24 protein-coding genes and 3 tRNA genes are annotated in these 26,556 nt (G+C 37.4%); 16 read left to right on the top strand and 11 right to left on the bottom strand.

Annotation, left to right across the window (positions count from 1 at the left end):
• The first annotated feature begins 86 nt into the window (after positions 1-86).
• The 7 genes from DXC23_RS10090 (at position 87) to DXC23_RS10060 (ending at position 4,636) form a co-directional block, all read left to right on the top strand.
• Entirely contained in the window at positions 87-764 is a 678-nt protein-coding gene (locus tag DXC23_RS10090) for a hypothetical protein (protein WP_117706062.1), read from the top strand.
• Positions 765-863: 99 nt separating this feature from the next.
• The gene (locus DXC23_RS10085; protein WP_117706060.1) at positions 864-1,535 is read left to right on the top strand and encodes a hypothetical protein; all 672 of its coding nucleotides are present in this window, start codon (positions 864-866) and stop codon (positions 1,533-1,535) included.
• A 22-nt stretch (positions 1,536-1,557) separates the two neighbouring features.
• Positions 1,558-3,060 carry an Mbeg1-like protein gene (locus tag DXC23_RS10080; protein ID WP_117706059.1) on the top strand — a complete coding sequence of 501 codons (1,503 nt, stop codon included), beginning with the start codon at positions 1,558-1,560 and terminating at the stop codon, positions 3,058-3,060.
• Between the two features lie 142 nt (positions 3,061-3,202).
• Complete coding sequence (locus DXC23_RS10075) at positions 3,203-4,201, top strand: nucleoid-associated protein (protein WP_117706057.1); 999 nt, start codon at positions 3,203-3,205, stop codon at positions 4,199-4,201.
• Positions 4,202-4,313: 112 nt separating this feature from the next.
• Positions 4,314-4,388 (top strand) — tRNA-Cys (locus DXC23_RS10070).
• A 57-nt stretch (positions 4,389-4,445) separates the two neighbouring features.
• Positions 4,446-4,521, top strand: a tRNA-Val gene (locus DXC23_RS10065).
• Positions 4,522-4,560: 39 nt separating this feature from the next.
• A tRNA-Gly gene (locus DXC23_RS10060) sits at positions 4,561-4,636 on the top strand.
• 486 nt (positions 4,637-5,122) lie between these two features.
• On the opposite strand, the gene DXC23_RS10055 is transcribed toward DXC23_RS10060, so the two are convergent.
• Complete coding sequence (locus DXC23_RS10055; protein WP_117706055.1) at positions 5,123-6,259, bottom strand: ATP-binding protein; 1,137 nt, start codon at positions 6,257-6,259, stop codon at positions 5,123-5,125.
• A 225-nt stretch (positions 6,260-6,484) separates the two neighbouring features.
• Positions 6,485-6,856 carry a helix-turn-helix transcriptional regulator gene (locus DXC23_RS10050; protein ID WP_117706052.1) on the bottom strand — a complete coding sequence of 124 codons (372 nt, stop codon included), beginning with the start codon at positions 6,854-6,856 and terminating at the stop codon, positions 6,485-6,487.
• A gap of 166 nt (positions 6,857-7,022) precedes the next feature.
• Between DXC23_RS10050 and DXC23_RS10045 the strand changes: the two genes are divergently transcribed.
• Positions 7,023-7,802, top strand: coding sequence for a sporulation initiation factor Spo0A C-terminal domain-containing protein (locus tag DXC23_RS10045; RefSeq protein WP_117706050.1), 780 nt, complete (start codon positions 7,023-7,025; stop codon positions 7,800-7,802).
• Positions 7,803-8,128: 326 nt separating this feature from the next.
• Positions 8,129-9,613, top strand: coding sequence for a HAMP domain-containing histidine kinase (locus tag DXC23_RS10040; protein WP_117706048.1), 1,485 nt, complete (start codon positions 8,129-8,131; stop codon positions 9,611-9,613).
• Between the two features lie 135 nt (positions 9,614-9,748).
• Here DXC23_RS10040 and DXC23_RS10035 read toward each other — a convergent pair whose 3' ends face one another.
• Complete coding sequence (locus tag DXC23_RS10035) at positions 9,749-11,155, bottom strand: aminotransferase class I/II-fold pyridoxal phosphate-dependent enzyme (protein WP_117706046.1); 1,407 nt, start codon at positions 11,153-11,155, stop codon at positions 9,749-9,751.
• The gene (locus tag DXC23_RS10030; RefSeq protein ID WP_117706044.1) at positions 11,155-12,744 is read right to left on the bottom strand and encodes a peptide chain release factor 3; all 1,590 of its coding nucleotides are present in this window, start codon (positions 12,742-12,744) and stop codon (positions 11,155-11,157) included. Before DXC23_RS10030 ends, DXC23_RS10035 begins: the two co-directional genes overlap by 1 nt.
• A gap of 285 nt (positions 12,745-13,029) precedes the next feature.
• Here DXC23_RS10030 and hemW point away from each other — a divergent pair, with 285 nt between their 5' ends.
• Both hemW and hcp read left to right on the top strand, forming a co-directional pair.
• Complete coding sequence (hemW, locus tag DXC23_RS10025) at positions 13,030-14,130, top strand: radical SAM family heme chaperone HemW (protein ID WP_117706042.1); 1,101 nt, start codon at positions 13,030-13,032, stop codon at positions 14,128-14,130.
• A gap of 149 nt (positions 14,131-14,279) precedes the next feature.
• Positions 14,280-15,917: a hydroxylamine reductase gene (gene hcp, locus DXC23_RS10020; protein ID WP_117706040.1), complete on the top strand. Its 1,638-nt coding sequence runs from the start codon at positions 14,280-14,282 to the stop codon at positions 15,915-15,917.
• Positions 15,918-16,054: 137 nt separating this feature from the next.
• Here the strand turns inward: hcp and DXC23_RS10015 are convergent, their stop codons facing one another.
• Entirely contained in the window at positions 16,055-16,321 is a 267-nt protein-coding gene (locus DXC23_RS10015; RefSeq protein WP_117706038.1) for a hypothetical protein, read from the bottom strand.
• 477 nt (positions 16,322-16,798) lie between these two features.
• Here DXC23_RS10015 and DXC23_RS10010 point away from each other — a divergent pair, with 477 nt between their 5' ends.
• On the top strand, positions 16,799-17,431 hold the full coding sequence (locus DXC23_RS10010) for a 4'-phosphopantetheinyl transferase superfamily protein (protein ID WP_117706036.1): 633 nt from the start codon (positions 16,799-16,801) through the stop codon (positions 17,429-17,431).
• A gap of 52 nt (positions 17,432-17,483) precedes the next feature.
• Here DXC23_RS10010 and DXC23_RS10005 read toward each other — a convergent pair whose 3' ends face one another.
• From DXC23_RS10005 to asd, 6 genes are all read right to left on the bottom strand, one after another.
• Positions 17,484-18,284 (bottom strand): amino acid ABC transporter ATP-binding protein, encoded by an 801-nt coding sequence (locus tag DXC23_RS10005; protein ID WP_117706034.1) that lies wholly within the window; start codon positions 18,282-18,284, stop codon positions 17,484-17,486.
• An 11-nt stretch (positions 18,285-18,295) separates the two neighbouring features.
• The gene (locus tag DXC23_RS10000) at positions 18,296-18,946 is read right to left on the bottom strand and encodes an amino acid ABC transporter permease (RefSeq protein WP_117706032.1); all 651 of its coding nucleotides are present in this window, start codon (positions 18,944-18,946) and stop codon (positions 18,296-18,298) included.
• 2 nt (positions 18,947-18,948) lie between these two features.
• A complete protein-coding gene (locus DXC23_RS09995) occupies positions 18,949-19,788 on the bottom strand; it encodes a transporter substrate-binding domain-containing protein (RefSeq protein WP_117706030.1) in 840 nt (279 codons plus the stop codon).
• A gap of 340 nt (positions 19,789-20,128) precedes the next feature.
• Positions 20,129-20,896, bottom strand: coding sequence for a 4-hydroxy-tetrahydrodipicolinate reductase (gene dapB, locus DXC23_RS09990; protein ID WP_117706028.1), 768 nt, complete (start codon positions 20,894-20,896; stop codon positions 20,129-20,131).
• Between the two features lie 24 nt (positions 20,897-20,920).
• The gene (gene dapA, locus DXC23_RS09985; RefSeq protein WP_117706026.1) at positions 20,921-21,823 is read right to left on the bottom strand and encodes a 4-hydroxy-tetrahydrodipicolinate synthase; all 903 of its coding nucleotides are present in this window, start codon (positions 21,821-21,823) and stop codon (positions 20,921-20,923) included.
• A 71-nt stretch (positions 21,824-21,894) separates the two neighbouring features.
• Positions 21,895-22,986: an aspartate-semialdehyde dehydrogenase gene (gene asd, locus DXC23_RS09980; protein ID WP_294388475.1), complete on the bottom strand. Its 1,092-nt coding sequence runs from the start codon at positions 22,984-22,986 to the stop codon at positions 21,895-21,897.
• A gap of 244 nt (positions 22,987-23,230) precedes the next feature.
• Here asd and queA point away from each other — a divergent pair, with 244 nt between their 5' ends.
• From queA to DXC23_RS09960, 4 genes are all read left to right on the top strand, one after another.
• Positions 23,231-24,256 carry a tRNA preQ1(34) S-adenosylmethionine ribosyltransferase-isomerase QueA gene (gene queA / locus DXC23_RS09975; protein ID WP_117706025.1) on the top strand — a complete coding sequence of 342 codons (1,026 nt, stop codon included), beginning with the start codon at positions 23,231-23,233 and terminating at the stop codon, positions 24,254-24,256.
• 43 nt (positions 24,257-24,299) lie between these two features.
• The gene (tgt, locus tag DXC23_RS09970) at positions 24,300-25,430 is read left to right on the top strand and encodes a tRNA guanosine(34) transglycosylase Tgt (protein ID WP_117706023.1); all 1,131 of its coding nucleotides are present in this window, start codon (positions 24,300-24,302) and stop codon (positions 25,428-25,430) included.
• Between the two features lie 82 nt (positions 25,431-25,512).
• Entirely contained in the window at positions 25,513-25,935 is a 423-nt protein-coding gene (gene yajC, locus DXC23_RS09965) for a preprotein translocase subunit YajC (RefSeq protein ID WP_117706021.1), read from the top strand.
• Between the two features lie 91 nt (positions 25,936-26,026).
• Positions 26,027-26,419 (top strand): TIGR04086 family membrane protein, encoded by a 393-nt coding sequence (locus DXC23_RS09960; protein WP_117706019.1) that lies wholly within the window; start codon positions 26,027-26,029, stop codon positions 26,417-26,419.
• The last annotated feature ends 137 nt before the right edge of the window (positions 26,420-26,556 follow it).

The following is a 26,556-nucleotide window of genomic DNA, read 5'->3' as shown; positions in this document are numbered from 1 at the left end:
ATTATTATAAATGAGAAATATAAAAGTAGTATACCCTGTTATAATTTCTCACATATAATTACTCATATTTTTTGGAAGGAATAACGATGAATAAAATAAAAAAATTAATTCTGATATTTTTTTCTGCCATTCTGACTTTAGAAACAAGCGGTTGTATATTTAATAAAGAGCCAAGCACAAAGGAGCTTGCTTTACAATACCTAAGCAGCAAGTATAATGATAATTTCACTTTATGCGGTTATTTAAGCAAAAGCTGGGCATATAGTTATGAAACAATAACCTACTATTCAGAAAAATATTCCGACAAGGTTACAGTTTATGTTTACGGTGATAAGGGCGATTACAGTTATAAAGATAATTACTATATGCTTTCTATGAAAGACGATGCTCAAAATTATTTTGAAAAATTCCCTCAAAAATATGGTTATTCGGTTGAAACTAAGGCACGATTCCTCTTTTCTGACAGCTATTATGTTGACGGAAATGACTCTTTTCTTGACTATTTAAAATCAGGTAATTGTAAGATTGAAATTTATTACATATGTCAATCAGATTTTTTGGAAAATGATAGTAAAACAATTTTAAAAGATATTTATAATTCTAATTCAAAAATAAAATTAGGATTTATATACTTTATTGTAACTAATGACAAAGACCTATTATCACAATACACTATTGATGAAATCGTTAATGATAAGCGCGATAACATATTGAGAGAATGGAACTACACAATAAACAATAAATATGGATTTGAAGAATCTTAAAAATATTCAAACATTTAAAGAAAGTTAAAATGGCTACTATAAGATAACGAACTTTTAACTATTACGCAACAAAAATATCACCGTAAGAAAGGAATAATGATGAATAAAATAAAAAAATTAATTCTGATATTTTTTTCTGTCATTCTGACTTTAGAAACAAGTGGTTGTATATTTAATAAAGAACCAAGCACAAAGGAGCTTGCTTTGCAATACCTAAGCAGCAAGTATAATGATAATTTCACTTTATCCGGTTATTTAAGCAAAAGCTGGGCATATAGTTATGAAACAATAACCTACTATTCAGAAAAATATTCCGACAAGGTTACAGTTTATGTTTACGGTGATAAGGGCGATTACAGTTATAAAGATAATTACTATATGCTTTCTATGAAAGACGATGCTCAAAATTATTTTGAAAAATTCCCTCAAAAATATGGTTATTCAGTTGAAACTAAAGTTAAATTTATTCCATCGGAAATTTACAACATCAATGGTAATGACCCTTTTGAGGAATACGCAAAATCCGAAAAATGTATGGCAGATGTATATTTTATATGCAAATCAAATTATTCAAATAATGATATGGAAGCTATAATAAAAGATATATGTAATTCTAAAATTATGGGCTCTGTTTATTTTTGGGTCACGAATGATAATAACTTATTATCACAATATGATCTTGATTACATATTTAACTATAAAATGGACTCTGTTTTAGATGAACAATATTATTCAATCAATAATTTATTTGAATATGAAAAAATAAAATGAAAAATTACAAAAGGAGAAATATATGGCTTTATCAAACAATCAATTACTATTGCTTAATAATATAATTTATACAGACTATATATCAAACCATAAATCCGTGAAAGATATAATTGACGATATGGAAATAAACAAAAATATAATCAACGCATGCGAAATGACCTCACAAGAATGGAAAGAATTGATCAATGAAATAAAAAGTGATCCGGTTCTTTTAAATTATAGAGTTACAAACTATGTAAATGATGAAAGCACCGGAATGAGAGCTGCTTGCTTTGTTGATGACGAAAATAATCCTAGTGATGTAAATGTGGTATTTAGAGGAACCAGCGGAGATAAAGAATGGCATGACAACGGACAAGGTGGATACCTTGCCGATACTCCGCAGCAAATATCGGCAGCAGAATATGTAAATAGTCTTCCAAATAAATACGGTAATCATTTAACAGTTACCGGTCATTCAAAGGGTGGTAATAAAGCGCAATATGTAACCATTGTTACAGACAGAATTGCCAGATGTGTATCCTTTGACGGTCAGGGCTTTTCAAAAGAATTTTTAGAAAAATACTCAGATGATATTACAAAAAAATCTCAAATAATTACCTCTATTTCTGCAAAGGATGACTTTGTAAATTGTTTATTATATCCAATTGCTGGCACTAAAATTTATGTAGATACTGATACACAAGAGAATTATTTGCATTACCACAAACCAAACATATTATTAAGAAATATAGATAATCCTAAATGTCAATCAGATGAGCCGGCTGAAATTTCGAAATTTATTAATGAATATACAACATATATGATTTCAAATTTATCTGAACCGGAAAGAAGTATTACAGTTGACGGCCTAATATCTTTTTTGGAACAAGGCGATGACAAGGAAAATATCATACAATTTATTTTAGCAGGAACCGATGCACTCTCTCATTTAGATGATTTTGCTTTTGACTATATTGGAAAAGAATATGGTTATCCTGCTGAATATAGCATAACTTTAGTAGCTGCAGCTATATGCCCTTTCCTATTTGCAGATGACTTAATAATTTGTCGTGAGAAACATCTAAAAAAGCAATTTGAAGATGCTATAAATAAAATGATAGATTTTTCTGATACGATTAAAAATAGACTATATACCTTTGGAGAAAAATGCTCTGATTTTACAAATACATTTGTATCAGCAATAACTGATTTTATAAGCAAAATAAAAAATCAAAGCAATCAAATATTTAACTATACTCAAAACTATGTATGCGAAAATCCTGAAATTTGTGTTGACACAAACAAACTGCGATACTATGGAGAAAGGCTTTCTAAAATAAGCCTAAGAATTAATGACTTAGATAAAAGACTTCGAAACTTATATAATAAAGTCGGTTTCTCAGATTTATTTACTATAATTCAATCTAATATTTTATTAGATGAAATTTGGAAAATAGAACAGTGTATAAAATATTTAGAAGAAACCGCAAGTGATTTTGATTCTGTTGAACGTGAAATAACGGCAAACTACAATAAAACATAAAGTGAATAGTGATATTAGTTCACCTAATTTAAATCAAAATATGTAATATAAAGTTGAAAACACATCTTTCATTTGATATAATAGTCATTACAAACACAAATTACAAATATACCTAATATATCCACAGATCAAAGGAATTGTTATGATTATTAAAAGAGCCATACTTCACATACTCGATTTCAACTCGGGAATGAGCGTATTTTCACAAAATGAGCTTGATCTCTCAGACGAAACCGTAAGCACATTTCTTCAAAAGCATATTGAAAAATTACATAAGGACTCGGCACGAAAAAGCGGAAATTTTAACGAGGAAAGCGGATTTGCCGCCGCACTTACAGAATACCGCAACGGCGCACTTGAATTCATAGGCTTTACTACGCAAATCGCCAATGTTCTTTATGAGAATATTTCAATTTCCGACAAACTCGAACCCATTGATTTGGTTGCGGTTGACTATATAAACGATGAGTCCGATTATTTTGCGCTCCTGCTCATAACCAATAAATCCGCCTATACTCATCAGGTAATTACTGACGAAAGCGGTATTCACAACGAAATAATGAAACATTATGCCATTCTCCCCACCCCATCGCAAAAAATTGACGCATACGCAATAATAAATATGCAGTCGGGCGAAATATATTTTGCAGACAAGAAAAGGCAGATTGACGGCAATTCAGTCTTTGTACTTCCGCAAATTTTGTTGGAATGTTCATCGGGTGCGTCAACAAAAGAGGTTGTAAAAATTGTGAGAGAAACCGCCAACGAAGTAGCCGAGGAATACGGTGTAAACACAGCGGTTGCGGTATCAAAGGCAAAAAACTATATTGTAGAGAATTGCGAGGAGTCCGATACGATCTCTACCGAGGAACTTGCCGAAAATATTTTTTCGGAGTCCCCTATTATGCGAGAGGCTTTTGAAAAGAAAATTGAGGAAAAAGAAATTCCAAAGGATATTAAAATTGAAAAAGCGTCTGCGGTAAGGGCAAGCAAAAGTCAAAAGATAAAGACCGACACAGGCATTGAAATAACTGTACCTGTTGAATACTTTGAGGATGACCGATATATAGAGTTTATCAACAACAATGACGGCACAATATCCATTGCGCTAAAAAACATCGGCAAGCTGACAAACAGATAAAACCTGCTATTTTACAAGGCAGCAAAAATATTTTAAAAAATTTTAAATAATGCTTGACAAATCTCTAATCATTTGATATAATCAATATCGCTGATTGAGATTACAGCATTACGGCGACATAGCCAAGTGGTAAGGCACGAGTCTGCAAAACTCCGATTCCCCAGTTCAAATCTGGGTGTCGCCTCCAATATTGTAAAAGCACTTCGCAAGGGGTGCTTTTACAAATAATAAAAAACAACTTTATGGGAGCATAGCTCAGCTGGGAGAGCATCTGCCTTACAAGCAGAGGGTCATAGGTTCGAGCCCTATTGTTCCCACCAAAAGGGTAAAAGTTAAATAGCCTTTACCCTTTTTATTATGCGGATGTAGCTCATCTGGTAGAGCGCCACCTTGCCAAGGTGGAGGTAGCGGGTTCGAGCCCCGTCATCCGCTCCAAAAAGCATTTGTTTTAACAAGTGCTTTTATTTTTTGTTCAATGTTAAATGGCTATTTGTCAATAGTTGGAAAATTACAATAAATTAGGGTTTAACAGACTTTCGGTCGAGCAACAAAGTAAAGCAAAAGCTAAACTTTCCGCCCCGAATATAAAAGTTTGGTCAACCTTTTCAAAGCTTGTTGGTGTGGGCAACAACCACAAATTCTTTATGCTATCTCAAATTTTGATAGTCAAACGGCAAGCCGTTAGGCGGTTTGAACATAGCGGCGAAAAGCTTCTTAATTGCGACAGCAACAAAGAAAAAAGCACGCTACTAAACTGCTAATTTGCCATTTTTTACTTTCTGCCACTCATTAGTCTTAACTTTTGTTTTCTGCTAAAGTCTTGATTAATCTAAAATTTAGGTTTATAAAACTAAAATCTGTGTAATAAAACAACTATTCACAAAACAGCAAAAAGGCTCAGCCGTTTTGGCTGAGCCCTTTTTATTTATCGTAATCATCAAGAAAGCTATGCTGTAAATCATCTTTTTTATAAGAAATTATTGTATTCAAATTTACATTCTCCACACTGCGGAATATATTGCTCTCTATCTGCGGATTAATTTTTTTCAGCTCGGCAATAAGCTGTTTTATCTCCTGCCTTTTTGAGCCTGTATTGCTCGGATTGCAAGATGTGCAGGTATCTGTAAAACGGCAGGCACACTGAATAAAATTGAGCTTATTATAATCTCGCCAATGCTTTATTTCAGCCTCTCTTATGAGATACAAGGGGCGGATAAGCTCCATTCCCTCATAGTTTGTGCTATGTAATTTAGGCATCATTGTTTGTACCTGTCCGCCGTACAGCATACCCATAAGTATTGTTTCTATAACATCGTCATAGTGGTGACCGAGCGCTATTTTATTACAGCCAAGCTCCTTTGCCTTTTTATAAAGGTAGCCTCTCCTCATTCTTGCACACAGATAACAAGGATATTTTTCAACATTATACACTGATTCAAATATATTGGTTTCAAATACAGTGATAGGGATATTCAGCTTTCGAGCGTTGTTTTCAATAACATCTCTGTTCTCTACGCTGTACCCGGGATCCATTACAAGGTACACAAGCTCAAACGGGAACTTATTATGCCTTTTCAGCTCCTGAAACAGCTTTGCCATAAGCATTGAATCTTTACCGCCCGAAATGCACACAGCTATTTTATCGTTAGGCTTTACAAGCTCATATTCAATGATTGCCTTTGTAAATCTTCCCCATATTGTTTTGCTGAATTTTTTTCTTATGCTTTTTTCAACATCTGCCGCATAATCGTCCTCTGTAAATTTATCTTTCAGCCAACCGTAATAGCCGTTTACAAGGTTCACTGCGTTGTATCCGTCTTCCCTAAGCTCTTCGGCAAGGGTGTCGCTTATCTGACCGCTTTTACAACAAATTATCAGTTTTTTGTCTTTTGGCAAAATGCTTTTATCGTTCTTTATTTTCTCAAGCGGAATATTAACCGAATTGGGAATATTTCCGTAATTATAAGAAATCTCATCTCTTATGTCGATTATAACGCAGTTGCTTTTGTCTGCTTTCTTTAATTCCTCAATAGAAATTTCATATTCTTCTCTTTCCATACTTACCTCTGATATTTATAATATGCTACTATTATACTCCCATTTTGCCTTATCAGCAATACATAAACGCAAAAATAAAGCTGTACCAAATATTGCATGGTACAGCTTTAATAGTGAATAAAAGGAGATTTTTTAATCACTAATAGCGGAATATTTATTACTCAATAATATTATACAGTTAAAAATGACAAAAGTCAACTATTATCAATTCTATAATAGTCAATATTAATTATATTTTTCAATAATTGTATTTAAAAAATCAACCCACTCCGACTCGGGTACATTATTTTTTAACGCAAATCTCAATGTATGGCGAATAATCTCGTTTTCGTTAATATAATCCGCAATGTCAAAAGCAACAGCTCTTGCATTTTTGCTTTTTGCGGCAAGGTCAAGCATTTCACCGAACTCGTCACCGTCAAGATCAAGCGCATTTTTAAATTTTAAAAGCACTTCATATGACGGCGCAGGGCGTTTGCCCGTTTCTATGCTTGACTGATAAACAGCCGAAATGCCGATTTCTTTCGCAACCTCTTTTAATGAATGTTCACTTCTGATTCTTTTTTCTTTAATGAATTCACCAAAGCTAATACTCATAACCCTCACCTTTATGATACTACAAATTATTTATTAATTTCATAGTATAATTTATATATAATTATAAATCTACACAGCATTAAAATTACTTTTTATTACATAAATTATTAGAAAATGTTGGTTTTTGTTAGTTTTTTGTAGTATAATATATTAGCGAGGTGGTAACGTGAATAAACTTAACTTACTAATTGTTGAAGATGACATTAATACTATTAATGAATACAAGGCAAGCATAAGGAACTTTGATAATTTTTATCTTGTCGGCACTACAAACAATTCCTCTGAGGCGGTAAATATGGTAAAAGAATACTGTCCACACGCTGTAATTCTTGACCTTGAGCTACATCTTGGCAGTGGCAACGGACTGATATTTTTAAAGCAGCTTTGCGAGCTTGCATTACCCTACAAGCCGTTTATTCTTGTTGTAACAAACAACATCAGCAATGTTACCCATTCCATTGCAAGAAATCTTGGTGCTGATTTTGTAATAACAAAAAATCAAAATGATTTCAGCTGTAAAATGGTTCTCGAATTTTTGAGTTCGATTGCCCAGTCAACCATAAATTCAAATCTTAATTCTTCATCTGCCGCACAGGCGGCTGCTGATATAAGCAACAGAGAAACTCTCAGAGATAAAATTTCTACCGAGCTTGACCTTATCGGCATAAGCTCAAAACTAAAGGGCAGGCAATATCTTGCAGATGCCATTGAAATCACCTACAATCAGAGGGTGTCGAACCTTTGCAGTATAATTGCTAAAAAATATTCAAAAACAGACGCAAGCGTAGAGCGAGCTATGCAGACAGCTATAAATCACGCTTGGCGCAATACAGACATAGAAAGCCTTGAGAGATACTACACCACATACATAAACCCTCAGAAAGGCGTACCCACAGTTATGGAATTTATCTACTACTATTCCGCTAAAATCAAAAAATCTTTGTAATCCTATCCCGATGCTGAAAAGTATCGGGATTTTTTAATTAAATTTAAAAAAATCAATACAAAGCTACAATTTCCAAGCTGTATTTATACATAAAGTGATTATTTTTCACTTAATTTAAAACAAAACAATTACAGCAACAAATCAGAATTTTCTCGCAAAAACGGTACACTTTACTTGTAAAACAAAAGTAAAGGAGGTACTCAATATGTGGGAAACACTTTATGAATTATTAAAAAGACTTTGGGGTTAATTAATTTGCAAATGTAGTGACAACATCCTTCTTGTATGATATAATATTACTATAATTTTATACGGAGAAAAATATTATGCAAGAGTATATCCACACATTTACCATTTATTTTTTGTCAAAATTACCGCTAATATATTCGGCGGTTTACATTTACATTAAGGCAATAAACCAAAAATGCAGCAAATCAAAGGTAGCTTTGTATTTGACTGCATTTTTTGGTATTTCATTAATTTCTGCTTTGCTGAACATATTAAACAACGGCATAAGCATACTTGCTAACTATATATTATTTATTACACTCATAACGCTGCTTACAAAAACAAACATAAAGTTAAGTATTCCGATTTCAATAGTTTCACTTGGAATAGCATACTACATACGATTTATCACTCTGACGATTATAGCTCCAATATCCTACTGGCTATCATTTACGCAATTTGATTTTATGGATGTAGACAGCATTTATTTAAACTTAATCGTTTCCATTCTAAACCTTATTATTACCTACTTAGTAATGAAAATTAAACGGTTAAAAAACGGACTTGCATTTTTCAATAACACAAATAATTTCGGACTCGGTCTGCTGTTGTCGGGATTTGCTTTCATTTCTGTAATAATAATTTCCGATAACAATGATACCGACAAAACTTTATTTTTCTTCTTATTTATTGGTTTAATTATTTGCTGTATAGGTACGGTAATATGGGTAAGGTCAAGCATAACAAGGCATTACAAAAGCAAACTTCAGCAAAAAGCCGATGAGCACTTTAATGCCATTATAGCTGAAAAGGAGTCCGAAATTGCAGAGCTCACCGATTCAAACACCTTTCTTTCTAAAATTGTCCATAGAGATAATCATCTTATGACATCTTTACAGTATTCATTAGCTCAACTTCAAAATTGCAGCGATAAAAATGAGCAGAATAAAATAATCTTAGAATTATTAACGCTTGCCAAAGAGAGGAACGAGCTTGTTCAAAAAGAGCAGAAAGAAAACAAAGTGCTCGTATCAACAGGCAACTCTGTAATAGACGGTGCATTGCTCAATATGTATATAAAAGCGGCGGCGCACAAAATTAATTTTGATTTAATAGTATCTGCCGATATAAACTATATTATTAATCACTTTATCACACAAACAGAGCTTGAAACCTTGCTTTGCGACCATATAAAAGACTCTATAATAGCTGTTGAAAGTGCAAATATTGCAAACGGAATAATTTTAACTTCGGTGTCAATGGCAGACGGTATATATGAAATATCGGTAAATGATAACGGAGTAGAATTTGAGCCGACTACATTAGATAAGCTCGGTATTGAGAGAGTAACCACACACAAAGAAAGCGGCGGTAATGGCATCGGCTTTATGACGAGCTTTGAAACTCTGAAAAAGGCAAATGCAAGTATCATTATAACCGAGTACGAACCCGACAAACCTTTTAGAAAAACAATTACTTTCAAATTTGACGGTAAAAATGAGTTTAATATAAAAACATACAGATATGAATTGCTCAAAGAAAAATTACATCGTACAGATGTAAAAATAACAACTAATCAATAATGTTCATCTGTAATTATAAGGCTGACACTGCTGACTTGCAATGTCAGCTTTTTTATAAAATCAAAAAGTCTGCTTATAAAAATAAACAGACTTTTTAAGTGCCGATTGATACTAATTGCTAAAAATCAAGCCTTATTATATACAGCAATAAATTTCTTTCGGGATTTTTCCCTTGGTGGAGCAGACATTAATTCCGCTTGCAATTTGGGCAATGATTATATTTGCAATATCCTGCGTTATGATCTCCCCCTTTGCTATAATAGGGATTCCGGGCGGATATGCCCACACATACTCAAGTGAAATTTTATCAATACTATGCTCAAGCAAGCAAAACTCGCCGTCTTTACCGCTGCACTCGCAAGGCTTTACTGAAATTTTAGGAATAGTAATTGAATATCTGTAAGCATTTAATTCTTTTACAGAACATTTACTATCTATAATTTGCAGTGCATTAATAAGCCTTGCAAATCCCTCATCGGTATCGCAAACAGTACTTATAAGCAACACATAATCGGAACATACCATTTCCGGCTCAATTTTAAAATCATTTCTAAGTATTTCGGCAAGCTGAGTGCCGTTAATATCAAGTCTCCTTACCGATACGGTAATTTTAGAAATATCAAAATCAAAGAATCTATGATTTTTCACTTCATCATTGCCATAGCAAAGCACTTTGATTTTTTTCAGACTTTTGCATTTTTCATTAAAAGAATTAAGCCTTTTTATATACTCATCAAAGGCGCTTGCGTTTTCACAAAATTCAAGACATTTTTCAATAGCCGACATAAAAATATATGACGGACTGCTTGTTTCAAAAATTGCAAGATTTTCAGCAAGTGAATTTATAAGACTTTCATTAGAGGTGAGCAACAAAGCCGTTTGAGTAAGTGACGGCAAGGTTTTATGCAAACTTGCAACCGCTGCATCCGCCCCACTTGCCACTGCCTCACTCGGAAAACTTTTTGAAAACGGAAAATGCGCCCCATGCGCCTCATCTACAAGCACCATCACATTATGTAAATGTGCAATCCTGCAAATTTCTTTTATGTCGGACACCACGCCCTCATAGGTCGGAGAAGTAATAATCAACAGCTTTGTATTGGGATTTTTCACGATTGCTTTTTCAACCTGCAACGGTGTAATTGAGCAATTTATTCCGAACTCATCATCCACTGCCGGCACGATATATTCAGGCTCTAATCCGCAAATCTCAAGCGCATTGTAAACGGATTTGTGACTGTTGCGAGCAACAAGCACCTTATCTCCCCTGTTTGTCATTGCACGAACAGCCGATAAAATTCCACCTGTTGCGCCGTTTACAAGCAAAAATGCTTTTTTTACATTATACAGTCTTTCCGCAAGGTTCTGTACCTCAAGGATACAACCCTCGGCATTGTGCAGATTATCAAAGCCGTCTATCTCGGTAAGGTCAATTTCATACGGCATTGTGCCGTCGCTAAGTGCTGTGTTGCGCTTATGCCCCGGCATATGAAACGGATACACTCCGCTTTTTGAATATTTTTTTAATTTATCGTAAAGCATTACCAATCTGTACCGAACTCTCTAAGCTCAAGTCCCTTGTTGTGTTCAAGTGCCCAGTCGATGCTCCAATAGCTTGTAAACAACAATAAGTGGTTGCCCTTTAAATCCTGAATACGCTTTGTATCTGACGCAAGGTCAAGTTCCTTTGGATTTACATCTTTATTTACAATCCATCTGATATATTCGTAAGGCAGATTTTCCATAATAATATCAACATTGTATTCGTTTTCAAGGCGATACTTGAGTACATCAAACTGCAGCACACCTACTACGCCTACAATTACTTCTTCCATACCGGCATCAAGCTCCTGGAAAATCTGAATTGCACCTTCCTGCGCAATCTGACTTGTGCCCTTTATGAACTGCTTTCTTTTCATTGTGTCTTTCTGACGAACGAGTGCAAAGTGCTCCGGCGCAAAGGTAGGAATACCCTTGAACTGAATTTTTTTGCCCGGTGAACAGATTGTATCGCCGATAGAGAAAATGCCAGGATCAAACACACCGATAATATCGCCTGCGTACGCCTCTTCTACAATTTCTCTTTCCTGCGCCATAATCTGTTGTGGCTGAGAAAGACGCATTTTTTTGTTGCCCTGAAGGTGGTAAACCTCCATATTTTTCTCAAACTTGCCACTGCAAATTCGCATAAACGCAACTCTGTCACGATGCGCCCTGTTCATATTCGCCTGTATTTTAAATACAAATGCCGAGAAATAATCAGACATTGGCTCAACAATGCCGTCAACGGTTTCTCTTGCAAGCGGTGAAGTTGTAATCTTTAAGAACTGCTCAAGGAACGGCTCTACACCAAAGTTTGTGAGGGCAGAACCAAAGAATACAGGTGTAAGCTCGCCTCGTCTTACTGCCTCAAGGTCAAAGTCATCGCCTGCGCCGTCAAGCAGCTCTATATCATCAAACAAATCCTGTCTATGATACATACCGATTACATCATCTATGCTCGGATCATCAAGGCTGATTTCGTTTTTCTCAACCTCTTTCTGACCGTTGTTAGCGGTAAACGCAAGAATTTTCTTTGAGTTTCTGTCATACACACCCTTAAATTCTTTACCGGAACCGATAGGCCAGTTTACAGGGCAGGTATGAATACCGAGTACATTTTCTATGTCTTCAAGTAAATCAAATGGATTTTTTGCATCTCTGTCCATTTTATTTATAAATGTAATAATCGGGATATGGCGCATAACGCAAACCTTAAAGAGCTTGATTGTTTGGCGCTCTACACCCTTTGAACCGTCAATTACCATTACTGCGGAGTCTGCCGCCATAAGTGTACGGTAGGTATCCTCCGAAAAGTCCTGATGTCCGGGTGTGTCAAGAATATTTATGCAGTAGCCGTTATACTTAAACTGCAAAACAGAAGAAGTAACGGAAATACCACGCTGTTTTTCAATTTCCATCCAGTCCGATACTGCATGCTTTGCCGTACGCTTGCCCTTTACAGAACCTGCAAGGTTAATTGCTCCGCCGTATAAAAGGAGCTTTTCTGTAAGTGTTGTTTTACCTGCGTCAGGGTGCGAAATAATCGCAAAAGTCCTGCGCTTGCTTATTTCTTCGTTTAATGAACTCATAGTTTACAATCCTTTCGGAATCTTTATTACATACTTTTCTACAATACTATATTTTACTATTTATCGTATATATATGTCAATAAAACAGGCAAAAAATATTTGTTTTCTGCCTTTCTTAAAAATAAATTCCTACAAAACCTTGACAAATTTGTAATTTTATTGTAATATATAGTTAATGAAGGTAATAAATTCATTTTATATCTTGTTTTTTCCTATTTTTTCATATACCTTCCAAATCGGGGCAGGAGTTTTACTTCTGCCTCAAATTCTTTTACGGAGATTATTATGAGTAAATCTATCGGACTTTATCTGCACATACCGTTTTGCAAAAGCAAATGCCCCTACTGCGATTTTTACAGCACAAGGGCAGGCGAAACCGAATACAGCGACTATGTTTTTGCTTTAAAAGAAAAAATAAAATATTGGAGCAAGCGTTTTGACGGCACTGTAAAAACAGTATATATCGGCGGAGGCACTCCGAGCGTTCTCGGGGCGGAAAGGCTTTGCGATATTCTTAGTTCCGTAAAAGAAAATTTTACACTCGAAAGTAATGCGGAAATCACGGTTGAAGTAAACCCTGACAGTGGAAAAAAACTTGATTTTGCCTTAATGAAAAGTACAGGCTTTAACCGCTTGTCAATCGGTATGCAAAGCGCAGTACCCGCCGAATTAAAAAAGCTCGGCAGAATACACTCCGCCGAAGACGCAAAACATACGGCAGAGCTAGCACAAGCTGCGGGAATTACCAACATTTCGCTTGACCTTATGACAGGCATTCCTCTGCAAACAAAGGAAACTCTGAAACAATCCGTTGACTTTTGCGCTCAATGCGGAGTTACTCATATTTCATCGTATATTTTGAAAATTGAGGAAAATACAAAATTTGCTCAGATAGAGTCAAAGCTAAATCTTCCGAGTGACGATGAGCAAGCCGAACTCTATCTATATACCGTTGAATTGCTTGAACAATACGGCTATATGCAATATGAAATTTCTAATTTCGCAAAAAAAGGCTTTGAAAGCAGGCATAATTCAAGCTATTGGGAATGTGGCGAGTACATTGGCATAGGCCCGTCTGCTCATTCTTTCTTTAACGGCAAAAGATTTTTCTACGGCAGAAGTATTGAGGATTTTAAGGCCGATAAAATCATAGAAGACGGCGAGGGCGGAACAGCCGAGGAGTATAGTATGCTTTCACTCAGACTAAAAAAAGGTCTTAACACTGATGAATATACAAAAAGATACGGTGCTACTCTCCCACTGAGCTTTTTTAAAAAAGCCGATTTATATGTAAAAAACGGCTTTATGGAGCATAACGGCGCTTCGTACTCATTCACTCCAAAAGGATTTTTAGTATCAAATACAATTCTTGCTGATTTGATATAGATAATTTTTAACAATTTTATAAAATAATGTTAATTTGATTTTCGTTGCCATAGCAACATATTTGCAGAGTCTAAAATATTATAATTATGCCACAAGGTGAGCGATTAACATACGCTCCTTGCATAAATAAGTATTTTGGAGGCAACTTTATGGATTATAAAATGTTTTGTTATCAATGTCAGGAAACTGCGAATTGTTCGGGTTGTACCGTAAGCGGCGTGTGCGGCAAAAAACCTGATACAGCAAATATGCAGGACTTACTCGTGTATGTTACAAAGGGCATTTCTGCCGTTACAACAAGGCTGAGAGCAGAGGGTAAACAGATAGATAAAAGTGTAAATCATCTAATCACACTGAATTTGTTTACAACAATTACAAACGCAAATTTTGACAAAGATGTTATCGTTGAACGCATTAAAACAACCCTCAAAGTAAAAGAGAATTTGTTAAAAGAAGTTTCCGATAAATCAGCACTTCCAAGCGCATCTTTATGGGACGGAAATGAAAGTGAATTTGCGGCAAAAGCGGCTACAGTCGGCGTACTTGCCACAGAAAACGAAGACATAAGAAGTCTTAGGGAACTTATAACCTACGGTTTAAAGGGACTTTCGGCATACAGCAAACACGCAAATGTTCTTATGAATGACAATGAAGAGCTTGACGCTTTCTTACAGAGAGCGCTGTCAATGTTGCTTGATGATACACTGTCCGTTGACGACCTTGTAGCATTGACGCTTGAAACAGGTAAATTCGGCGTTGACGGAATGGCTATGCTCGACAAGGCAAACACTACGGCATACGGCAATCCTGAAATAACAAAAGTAAACATTGGTGTCAGAAACAACCCTGCAATCCTCGTTTCAGGTCACGATCTTAGAGATCTTGAAATGCTTTTACAGCAGACAAAAGATACAGGAGTAGATGTATATACACACTCCGAGATGCTGCCTGCACACTACTACCCTGCATTTAAGAAATACAGCCATTTTGCAGGTAACTACGGCAATGCGTGGTGGAAACAAAAAGAAGAGTTTGAGAGCTTTAACGGCGCAATTCTTATGACTACAAACTGCATAGTACCGCCAAAGGACAGCTACAAAGACCGAATGTTTACAACAGGTGCGGCAGGTTATCCCGATGTAAAACACATAGACGGTGAAATCGGCGAGGTTAAGGACTTTTCAGAGATTATTTCTGTTGCTAAAAAGTGCAAACCGCCTGTTGAAATCGAAAGCGGTGAAATTATAGGCGGCTTTGCGCACAATCAGGTGCTTGCGCTTGCCGACAAAATTGTGGATGCTGTAAAAAGCGGCGATATTAAAAAATTTGTTGTTATGGCAGGATGTGACGGCAGAGCAAAGTCAAGAAACTACTACACTGAATTTGCAAAAGCCTTGCCAAAGGATACTGTAATTCTCACAGCAGGTTGTGCAAAGTACAAATACAACAAGCTAAACCTCGGCGACATAAACGGTATTCCTCGTGTGCTTGACGCAGGTCAGTGCAACGATTCGTACTCACTTGCCGTAATCGCCCTAAAACTAAAGGAAGTGTTCGGTCTTGACGACATAAACGAACTGCCAATCGTTTACAACATTGCGTGGTATGAGCAAAAGGCGGTAATCGTTCTCCTTTCTCTGCTCTACCTCGGTGTTAAAAATATTCATCTCGGCCCTACCCTCCCTGCTTTCATCTCTCCAAATGTTTTAAATGTGCTTGTAAGCAACTTTGGCATAAGCGGTATAGGTTCTGTTGAGGACGATATAAAACTTTTCTTTAATAAATAATAATGAAAACGGGCAAAACATAATCTAGTTTTGCCCGTTTTTTAACCAAAAACAGCCGCATTGCTGCGGCTGTCCTCAGTTTTTATGAAATTTTGAATTATCGTGAAAACACGGTATTATCAATGTAACTCGGGTTATCAGCCAACCTTGGCATTTGCTGTATCACCAAAGAAATTGAATCTGAAAAGCTTGCTTTCGTCATTCTTATTATCACAGATGATGCTTGCCTCAGCAATTCTGCCGCCCTCAATCAGCTTTGTTAAGCCAACGAGCTGACAAAGTTTGCTCTTAAGGTTTAATCTGTCGCCTTCGCTTGTAACGAGATATACATTGCCCTCGCAGGTATCGAGCACGGCGAGGAATTTGGTTACATCAATGTTGTGTAAATTAAGGATTGGTGTCATAAAAATTTCCTCCTTTAAAAATATCAATTATTATTTTTTTCGTGCGCCATTTACCATTTGGCAAAATCTAGACTTAATTTCGACTTAATTAATTTTACTCGAGTAATGTGACTGGTTAATCAGTCGATAGTCAAGCGGACTATTTACTTGACAATTATTATTATACTCAAGACTTCGTGAAAGTCAACATTTTTTCAATTATTTGTTTGTGCATTATGCTGTTTAAGTGTGCAATTCAGCTAATAAATCAACATTATTTTTGTATATTAATTACAATGGTTAGAACATATGTTTACATAATCTTCATTTTGTTTTTACATTCAATATTAATATTCACCATTATAAAATATAATTGAGAACAAAATTTTGACTTTTTTTAACAAAGTTGCATTTTTCGTATATAGAATAATTTAACTATTATGATTGACTGCAAACAAAAATAGGGATATAATTACACTTATAAATGAGGTGAAAACATTGATAAAGCTCTATTTAGCTGATATTTCCGTACTTGGTGATCCGCAAAGCGACAACAGCAAAATTTCTCTTTTACCGCAAGAAAGGCAAATTAAAATACTCAAGCACAAACTTGCCGATGACCGCAGGCGCTCACTCGGAGCAGGTATGATTATAAATAAAATTCTTTATGAGAATAATGTGGATGTAAATTCTATTCATTACGGCAGTAACGGCAAGCCGTATGTTGATAAAATTTTCTTTAATGCGGCTCACTCCGGTAACTTTGCTTTCGGAGTCAGTTCCGATAAGAAGATAGGCTGTGATGTTGAAATCATTAAAAAACCTCGCCTTGACGTCGCAAAAAGATTTTTCACCGAAAATGAATACAATTATATTACTCATTCAGAAAATACAAGCAATGCATTTTACAAACTTTGGACGATTAAAGAAAGTTATATAAAGCAGAGCGGCGAGGGATTGCGAATACCTCTCAACAGTTTTGAAATTAATATAAATAAAGATACCATTACCGTTTCGGAAAATAACACAAAGAAAAATTGCTATATCACCCACTTTGAATTTAAAAATCATTCATTTGCCATATGCAGCTATGAACAGCCGCCAAGAAAAATTGAATTCAATTATGTATAAACGCAAAACACTCCAACCACAATTAAGTAGTTGGAGTGTTTTTATAGGTAGATTAATGATTAAATCTTGATAAAAATGCCTGAGTTCTCGGATTCTGCGGATTATTGATTACCTGCTCCGGTGTGCCCTGCTCGGCTATTACGCCGTCTGCCATAAAGATAATTTTATCTGCAACATCTCTTGCAAATTCAATCTCGTGAGTAACAACAATCATTGTACTGTCAGAAGTTTTAAGACTTCTTATAACATTGAGAACCTCGCCTGTCAGTTCAGGGTCAAGTGCCGAAGTCGGCTCGTCAAAGCACAAAACATCTGGGTTTAGCGCAAGTGCTCTTGCAATGGCAACTCGCTGCTGCTGACCGCCGCTTAGGTTGCATGGGTAAGATTCGCTCTTTTCTGAAAGTCCTACCTTTTCAAGCAAACCGAGTGCGGTTTCTCTGATAATTTTCTGAGCGTCCTTATAGTTCTTTGCTCCCATATAGTCGCCCGTCTGCTTAATCTGCTCCTTTGCCGCAAGGCGTGGCGCAAGCATAATATTGTCAATTACGCTGTACTGCGGAAAAAGATTGAAAGACTGGAACACAAGTCCAAAGTGCAGTCTGTTCTTACGAATCTGAGATTCGCTGCTTTTGCCCGATCCGTTGCTGTCAAAAAGCACCTTGCCGCCTACACTGATTTTGCCGTTCTGTGGTGTTTCAAGAAAATTAAGGCATCTTAAAAGTGTGGTCTTGCCCGAGCCCGAAGAACCGATAATTGCAAGTACCTCGCCCTTTTCGAGCGAAAAGCTGATGTCCTTAAGGACGGGAGTTTTGCCGTAGCTTTTACGGATATTTTCAACGCTTAACAATGACATACTACCCCTCCTTAACCCTTGTAATAATCAAGTTTTTTCTCAATGAATGAGAAGAGAATTGTAAGAACACCGCAGAATACAAGGTAAAATACCGCAGAGTAGAACAGCGGCCAAATAAGGCCCTGCATTGAGAAGTCCTTTGCCATCATAAGAATTTCGGGAATAGCAATTACACTTGAAAGCGAAGTATCCTTAACAAGTGTGATAATTTCATTGCCGATTGGTGCAGTGATTTTCTTTACAACCTGCATAAGCACAACCTTAAAGAAAATCTGTGGCTTGGTCATACCAAGCACCTGTCCTGCCTCGTACTGTCCCTTTGGCACTGATTCAATACCGCCACGATAAATCTCCGAGAAATAAGCTGAATAGTTAATGATAAACGCAATAAGAGCCGCATTTATTCTCGAAAAATTAAATCCGCCGTTTGTCATGAGCGGTGGCACATAGAACACTACAAAAAGCTGGAGCATGAGAGGTGTACCCCTGATTATCCACACGAATGTTCTTGTAATCCACTTAATCGGTTTGAATTTTGACATTGAACCCATTGAAACAACAAGTCCAAGCGGCATTGCCGCAAGAATTGTAACTATAAAGATAAGGCAGTTTTGTCCAAAGCCCTCTAACAGGCTGTTAGTAACATTTATAAACTGATTCATAATTATTTAGCCTTTACAAGGAGTAAGTCCTGAAGATTATATTTTGTTGCAATTTGCTCAAGTGAGCCGTCATCAGCACAAGCCTGAATAGCGTCATCGAGCTTTTTGAGAGTTTCTGTGCTGTTTTTGCGGAGTGCAATACCGTACTGCTCAGGAGAGAAAGCCTTGCCGTCTACTACCTTAAGGTCAGCATAATCAGAACCCTCGGCAAGTGTGCCGATTGACATTACATAGTCGATAACCGCAACATCAGCTGTACCAGACTTAACCTCAAGCAAAGCCTTTGCCTGTGAGTCAACCGATACATAATCAGCGCTTGTAAAGAATTCGTCGCTCTGAGCTACCTCTTCACCTGCCGACTTTTTCTCTGCAACAACAGTTTTGCCCTTGAGTGCGTCAGCAGAAGTGAGCTGATCTGCTAAATCAGCCTTAGCAACCATAACCTGCTTGTTTTCCATATATGGAGTAGAAATATCCATATTTTCCTTACGCTCGTCTGTAATTGTAAGACCGTTCCAAATACAGTCAATAGTTTTTGCGTTAAGCTCTACTTCCTTAGAATCCCAGTCAATCTTCTGGAACTTTGGAGTAACGCCCATCTTTTCGCAAACCTTTGTTGCAAACTCGGTTTCAAAACCTGTGAGGTTGCCGTTTTCGTCCATATAGTTCATTGGCTCAAAATATGTAATACCGATTACCAACTCGCCCTTATTCTGAATATATGTCCAATCATTCTCGGCAGTCTGAGAATTTTGACCTGACGCTGAATTTGAACCGCCGCAACCTGCAAGAGCTGTTGCCGCCATAACGCCTGCAAGTAATAAAGCTGAAATCTTTTTCATAAATGTTTTCCTCCATAATTTAACTTAGCGAAAAGCTACACTATATTATAGCATTATCACATTAGCAAAGTAAAGTGTTTTCGACAGATTTTTCCCTGTTATCGTAAATTTTATAACATTATTACAATCTGCAAGTTTGCAAAATTATCAATCGGATAACAGTTTCTTAAAAAACAAACTTTCCTTACAAATAAAAAAATTAGATCAAGCCTTTTTAAAGGTTGACCAAACTTTTATAATTGTTCGGAAAATTATTCCCATAAACCAGAATTTTCCCAACTATAAAAAAGAGCAAAAGAAAACGGCACTGATAAAAAGTGCCGTTTTAAAGTTAAAATAATCAGCCGAGCTTTTCAGCAAGGAGATTGCCCATATTATACATACCTGCACCCTGATTTGCAAGATATACAGCGGCATTTACTGCGCCAACTGCAAATACCTCTTTAGACTGAGCCTGATGTGAAATTGTTACAACCTCATCGTGACCTGCAAAAATAACCTCGTGTTCGCCGACAATAGTGCCGCCTCTTACAGAGTGAATACCGATTTCATTCTTAGAACGCTTTTTGCGGTAAGAATGGCGGTCATAAACATACTGCGGTTCTTCTGCAAGTGTGTCAGAAATACCGTCTGCAATCATAAGTGCAGTGCCGCTTGGAGCGTCAATTTTCTGATTATGGTGCTTTTCTACGATTTCAATATCAAAATCAGCAGCACCAAGAATCTTTGCAGCCTCTTTTGAAAGCTCAATAAGAAGATTTATGCCGAGTGACATATTTCCCGAATAGAAAATTGCTACACTTTCAGACGCTTTTTTAATCTTTTCAACCTGCTCGGGTGAGTAACCTGTTGTGCAAAGCACGCAAGGAACACTGTTCTCAAGTGCATAAGCGAGAACATCATCAAGAGATGCAGGATTTGAAAAGTCTATAATAACATCAGCCTTTTTGTCTGATACGGCAAGGCTCTCAAATACAGGATAATCGTATGCAGGAGTTCCAAAAGGATCTGCACCGAAAATAATTTTACAGTCATTTCTTGACTCAGCGGCTGAAGTAACAGCCTTACCCATTTTTCCGTTACAGCCGACAAGAGCTATATTTACCATTTTTAACTTCCCCTTTTGTACGAATTACTTTGTGTGCTTTCCTAAAAGATCGTACTTAGCAAGGCAATCCTTGAGGTCATGATAGCCTGCTGCGCTCATTGGAACAAGCGGAAGTCTGCACTCGCCGCAGTCAAAACCAAAGAGGTTCATGGCTGTCTTGATCGGAATAGGATTTACATCGTTGAACATAATGTTCATAAGCTCAAGGTAGTGGAAGTGGAGCTTTTGAGCCTCTGCAAAGTCATTTTCAAGACAAAGCTGACAAATCTTGTGCATTTCAGCAGGGCAAATGTTTGCAAATACCGAAATTACACCCAAAGCACCGAGTGACATAAACGGAACTGTCTGATCGTCATTACCTGAGTAAATGTCGAGGTTATCGCCGCAAAGTGAGCGGATAAGAGCAACCTGAGAAATATTGCCGCTTGCCTCCTTGGCAGCCACAATGTTAGGATGCTTGCAAAGCTCCTCATATGTCTTTGGCTGAATGTTGCAGCCTGTTCTTGACGGAACATTATAAAGAATGATAGGAAGGTCAACTGCGTCTGCAATTACATTGAAGTGCTTTACAAGACCTGCCTGTGAAGTTTTATTGTAATATGGAGTTACACAAAGGAGTGCGTCTGCGCCGGTTTTCTGTGCAGACTTAGAAAGCATAACGGCTGTTGAAGTATCGTTGCTGCCTGTACCTGCAATAACAGGAATTCTTCCGTTGATTTTCTCTGATACGAAAGAAAGCACTTTACAGTGTTCTTCCTCCGAAAGAGTTGCTGCCTCGCCTGTTGTACCGCAAGCGATAATGGCGTCTGTACCGTTTTCAACATGGAATTCAAGCAGCTGCTCAAGTACATCATAATTAACGCTGCCGTCAGAATTCATAGGTGTTACAAGCGCAACACCGGAACCAGTGAAAATGTGATTTCCCATAATTTACCTCCATTTAAGATTTTTAAAATAATTAAATTAAAATATAAAATTAATAGCTTATAAGCTGTTAATTAGTCCATGTAGCCTTCTGCGCAAAGGAGCTCTGCAAGCAATACTGCGCCGCCTGCTGCGCCTCTTAATGTGTTGTGTGACATACATACAAACTTGTAATCATACTGTGTGTCTTCTCTGAGTCTGCCTACTGAAACAGCCATACCGTTCTCAAGGTTTCTCTCGCTCTTAATTTGTGGGCGGTCAGGCTCTGTAAAGTAGTGTAAGAACTGCTTTGGTGCACTTGGAAGCTCAAGCTCCTGTGCTCTGCCCTTGTATGATTCCCAAATCTTGATGATTTCATCTACTGATGGTTTCTTTACGCCGTCCTTAAATGACATAAATACAGCAGCTGTGTGACCGTCTGAAACAGGTACACGAATACACTGTGCTGTGATGGCAATATCGTCTGTCTTAACGATTTCGTTGTTCTCAATGTGGCCCCAAATCTTGAGTGGCTCCTGCTCTGACTTCTCTTCCTCGCCGCCAATGTAAGGAATAACATTATCTATCATCTCAGGCCATGTCTTAAATGTTTTGCCTGCGCCTGAAATTGCCTGATATGTGCAAGCGAGAACCTTATTTACACCAAGCTCCTTGAGTGGGTGAATAGCAGGAACATAGCTCTGAAGTGAACAGTTAGACTTAACTGCGATAAAGCCTCTCTTTGTGCCGAGTCTTTTTCTCTGAGCGTCAATAATCTCAAGGTGATCTGCATTAATCTCAGGAATAACCATAGGAACATCCGGAGTAAATCTGTGTGCCGAGTTATTAGAAACGATTGGGCACTCTGCCTTTGCATATCTCTCTTCAAGAGCTTTGATTTCGTCTTTCTTCATATTTACAGCGCAGAAACAGAAGTCAACCTGTGAAGCAACCTCTTCTACATTCTCTGCGTCAACAATTACCATATCTTTATATTTCTCTGGAAGATCCTTTGTCATATGCCATCTTCCCTCAACTACATCACCGTATTTTTTACCGGCACTTCTTGCACTTGCCGCAAGAACCTTTACCTCAAACCATGGGTGATTCTCAAGAAGGAGAGCAAAACGCTGACCAACCATACCTGTTGCACCGATAATACCAACTTTAAATTTCTTCTGATTCACAACAATTCCTCCGAATGAAATATTTTTTATAAAAAGCAGTTGCCTTATTTGATAAAATATTATATTATTAAGACAGTGTGTTTTGCAATGCCGAGCTTTGTCGAACAAACGCACAAACTGCTCATATTAAATTATAATATATCATTTAATATTTATAATGTCAATTATTTTTGCAATCACAAATGTGATTTTTTAAATTTTATTGCCTCAAAAATTGAGGTTTTTTCTTGAGAGGAACTAAACAATGAAAACAAGTGATTTTTATTACGATTTACCTAAGGAGCTTATAGCTCAAACCCCTGTTGAACCTCGTGACAGCTCAAGGCTTATGCTGCTCAACAGAAATACAGGTGAAATCGACCATAAACATTTTTATGACATTATCGACAGCTTAAATCCCGGAGATTTGCTTGTGGCAAACGATTCACGAGTTTTGCCTGCAAGAATTTACGGCATAAAGGACGAAACAGGCGCAAGAGTTGAATTTTTGCTGTTAAGACAGATTACCGGCAACCGCTGGGAGGCGCTCTGCAAACCCGGCAAAAAAGCTAAAGAGGGCACTTCATTTACATTTGGTGACGGACTTTTGAGAGCAACCGTAGCCGAGGTTAAAGATGACGGCAACCGAATTGTTGATTTTGAATGTGACGAAAACTTTTTCAGCACACTTGACAAAATCGGTCAAATGCCGCTCCCTCCTTACATTACAGAGGAATTAAAGGACAAGGAGCGCTATCAGACTGTTTACAGTCACGAATTAGGCTCTGCCGCTGCGCCGACAGCAGGACTTCACTTTACCAAAGAGCTTATGCAAAGAATTAAAGACAAGGGTGTAAATATTACCTATGTTACACTCCATGTCGGACTCGGCACATTCCGCCCTGTAAAGGTTGACGATGTAACAAATCACAAAATGCACAGTGAGCATTACGAGATACCCGAAGAAACTGCAAGGCTTATTAACGAAACCAAGAAAAGCGGCGGCAGGGTAATTGCCGTAGGCACAACCTCTTGCCGTACACTCGAAAGCGTTGCCACTTTTTACGGTGAAATCAAGCCATGTGAGGGATTTACCGATATATTTATTTATCCGGGATATGAATTTAAGGTGCTTGACGGACTTATCACAAACTTCCACCTGCCCGAAAGCACACTTATTATGCTTGTAAGCGCTTTTGCGGGCTATGATAATGTAATGAACGCCTACAAAACCGCCGTTGAAGAAAAATACAGATTTTTCTCATTCGGCGATGCAATGTTCATTTCTTAATTAAAAACATTATTATTGCGAATTAAAAGGAGATTTCTATAATATGTTAAAAATTATCAAAACAGAGGGCAACGCACGCCGAGGCGAATTTGTTACACCGCACGGCACTGTGCAAACCCCTGCATTTATGAATGTAGCTACCTGCGGCGCAATCAAAGGCGCTGTATCGGCACTTGATTTAAAGCAGATAAAATGTCAGGTTCAGCTCTGCAACACCTATCACCTGCACTTAAGACCGGGTGACGAAAAGGTTAAGCAGCTGGGCGGACTTCACAAATTCACCCGTTGGGACGGCCCTATCCTCACAGACAGCGGCGGATTTCAGGTTTTCTCACTTGCAAAGCTGAGAAACATTAAAGAAGAGGGCGTTTACTTCAACTCTCATATTGACGGCAGAAAGATTTTTATGGGGCCTGAGGAAAGTATGCGTATTCAATCAAACCTCGGCTCTACAATAGCAATGGCTTTTGACGAGTGTGTAGAAAACCCATCTCCGTATGACTATACAAAGAAAAGCGTTGAGCGTACAACACGCTGGCTAAAAAGATGTATTGCAGAAATGAACCGTCTTAATTCGCTTGACGACACAATTAACCGAGAGCAAATGCTCTTCGGCATAAATCAGGGCGGCATTTACAAAGACTTGCGTATTAACCATATGAAGGAAATTGCCGACCTCGACCTGCCGGGCTATTCAATAGGCGGTCTTGCTGTCGGAGAACCTACGGAAAAAATGTATGAAATCATTGAAGAGGTTGAGCCTTACGCACCTAAAAACAAGCCGAGATACCTTATGGGCGTTGGTACTCCTGTAAATATTCTTGAGGGTATCGCACGAGGAATCGACCTCTTTGACTGCGTTATGCCAAGCCGAAACGCAAGACACGGACAGCTTTTCACATGGGAAGGTGTGCGTAATATCAACAACGCAAAGTACGAGCTTGACGAGCGCCCTATTGACGAGCACTGCGATTGCCCCGTATGCCAAAATTTCTCAAGAGCATATATCAGACACTTGCTCAAGAGCGGCGAAATGCTCGGTATGCGCCTTGCGGTTCTCCACAACCTATACTTCTACAACAACCTTACGGCTGTTATCAGAGAACAGCTTGACAACGGTACTTTTACAGAATTTTACAATAAATATCGCAATATTTTGGGCGTGCGAATTTAATACCGATATTTTTTCAAAAAATTCTTGCAAGATTAATATAAAGCTGTTATAATCAATGTAATGTATGAAAGGAATGACTATTATGAATTTTTTAAATCAGGTTGTACTTGCTGACCCTGCTCAGGGCAGTGCTAATGCTTTTGGTACATACGGTATGATTCTTATTTGGGTTTTAGTATTTGCTGCTCTTTATTTCTTTGTATTGCGTCCAAGCTCAAAGAAGAAAAAAGAAGAGGCTCAGATGCGTAACTCACTTGAAATCGGTGATGAAATTACAACAATCGGCGGCATTATGGGCAGAGTTGTTGCAATTAAAGATGATGAAGACGCTATCATCATTGAAACAGGCTCAGACAGAGTTAAAATGAAGTTTAAAAAGTGGTGCATCTCTACTGTTGATACAGTAAAAGAAGCTCCTGCTAAGGAAAAGGCTGCCGAGAAAGAAGAAGCCACAGAGAAAAAGGGCCTTTTCGGCAAAAAGAAAAAGGACGAAGAAAGCAAGTAAAAGCTGACTTTCCTTTAGTTTTCATATTTTAGAATTAAATCTCACTCCCCCGAATATAGTATATTAATTTATATTATTCGGGGGAGTTTTTATGTCTGATAAAAAGCAACTTATAAAATCAGTTTTTGTCGGTGTGCTTACCTCTGCGCTGACAGAGATTATATTAATGTCCGTTTTTTCGGTGCTTATTATAACTTCGGGTTTACTGCCTGCTGATATTACCGACTACATAATGATAGCCGTTACAGCTATGTCGGTATTCTGCGGAGGGTTTATCTGCGCAAAAATCAACAAATCATCGGGACTTGTCTGCGGTTTGTTTACCGCTTTGACACTGTTTATTATTATCACAGCCATAGGACTGCTGCAAAATGATGTAGTGCTCACTCCCCTATCGTTAATCCGCCTTGGAGCAATGCTTTTATGCGGATGCGGCGGAGGAGTGCTGGGAGTAAATCAGAAAGAAAAGGTATTTATCAAATAATTTTATTTCTTTATAATAATTATCGCAAGGCTTTGGATTATGTTTCAAAGCCTTGTTTTTTGTAAATAATAACAATATTGTTTACAAAATATTCATAAACAATTCAGAAAATAATATAGAAAAAAATCCTGTAATAT

This window comes from Eubacterium sp. OM08-24 (assembly GCF_003438075.1).
In the GTDB taxonomy this organism is placed as follows: Bacteria; Bacillota; Clostridia; order Oscillospirales; family Acutalibacteraceae; genus Ruminococcoides.
This window is presented reverse-complemented; position numbering and strand designations above follow the sequence as displayed.

Coding starts and splice junctions, on each gene's coding strand:
- DXC23_RS09995 (WP_117706030.1), bottom strand. CDS start 19,788: ATGAAAAAGATTTCAGCTTTATTACTTGCAGGCGTTATGGCGGCAACA.
- queA (WP_117706025.1), top strand. CDS start 23,231: ATGAAAACAAGTGATTTTTATTACGATTTACCTAAGGAGCTTATAGCT.
- yajC (WP_117706021.1), top strand. CDS start 25,513: ATGAATTTTTTAAATCAGGTTGTACTTGCTGACCCTGCTCAGGGCAGT.
- DXC23_RS10085 (WP_117706060.1), top strand. CDS start 864: ATGAATAAAATAAAAAAATTAATTCTGATATTTTTTTCTGTCATTCTG.
- hcp (WP_117706040.1), top strand. CDS start 14,280: ATGGATTATAAAATGTTTTGTTATCAATGTCAGGAAACTGCGAATTGT.
- DXC23_RS10090 (WP_117706062.1), top strand. CDS start 87: ATGAATAAAATAAAAAAATTAATTCTGATATTTTTTTCTGCCATTCTG.
- hemW (WP_117706042.1), top strand. CDS start 13,030: ATGAGTAAATCTATCGGACTTTATCTGCACATACCGTTTTGCAAAAGC.
- tgt (WP_117706023.1), top strand. CDS start 24,300: ATGTTAAAAATTATCAAAACAGAGGGCAACGCACGCCGAGGCGAATTT.
- DXC23_RS10035 (WP_117706046.1), bottom strand. CDS start 11,155: ATGCTTTACGATAAATTAAAAAAATATTCAAAAAGCGGAGTGTATCCG.
- DXC23_RS10030 (WP_117706044.1), bottom strand. CDS start 12,744: ATGAGTTCATTAAACGAAGAAATAAGCAAGCGCAGGACTTTTGCGATT.
- DXC23_RS10040 (WP_117706048.1), top strand. CDS start 8,129: ATGCAAGAGTATATCCACACATTTACCATTTATTTTTTGTCAAAATTA.
- DXC23_RS10075 (WP_117706057.1), top strand. CDS start 3,203: ATGATTATTAAAAGAGCCATACTTCACATACTCGATTTCAACTCGGGA.
- DXC23_RS10000 (WP_117706032.1), bottom strand. CDS start 18,946: ATGAATCAGTTTATAAATGTTACTAACAGCCTGTTAGAGGGCTTTGGA.
- dapB (WP_117706028.1), bottom strand. CDS start 20,896: ATGGTAAATATAGCTCTTGTCGGCTGTAACGGAAAAATGGGTAAGGCT.
- dapA (WP_117706026.1), bottom strand. CDS start 21,823: ATGGGAAATCACATTTTCACTGGTTCCGGTGTTGCGCTTGTAACACCT.
- DXC23_RS10015 (WP_117706038.1), bottom strand. CDS start 16,321: ATGACACCAATCCTTAATTTACACAACATTGATGTAACCAAATTCCTC.
- DXC23_RS10055 (WP_117706055.1), bottom strand. CDS start 6,259: ATGGAAAGAGAAGAATATGAAATTTCTATTGAGGAATTAAAGAAAGCA.
- DXC23_RS10050 (WP_117706052.1), bottom strand. CDS start 6,856: ATGAGTATTAGCTTTGGTGAATTCATTAAAGAAAAAAGAATCAGAAGT.
- DXC23_RS10080 (WP_117706059.1), top strand. CDS start 1,558: ATGGCTTTATCAAACAATCAATTACTATTGCTTAATAATATAATTTAT.
- DXC23_RS10005 (WP_117706034.1), bottom strand. CDS start 18,284: ATGTCATTGTTAAGCGTTGAAAATATCCGTAAAAGCTACGGCAAAACT.
- DXC23_RS09960 (WP_117706019.1), top strand. CDS start 26,027: ATGTCTGATAAAAAGCAACTTATAAAATCAGTTTTTGTCGGTGTGCTT.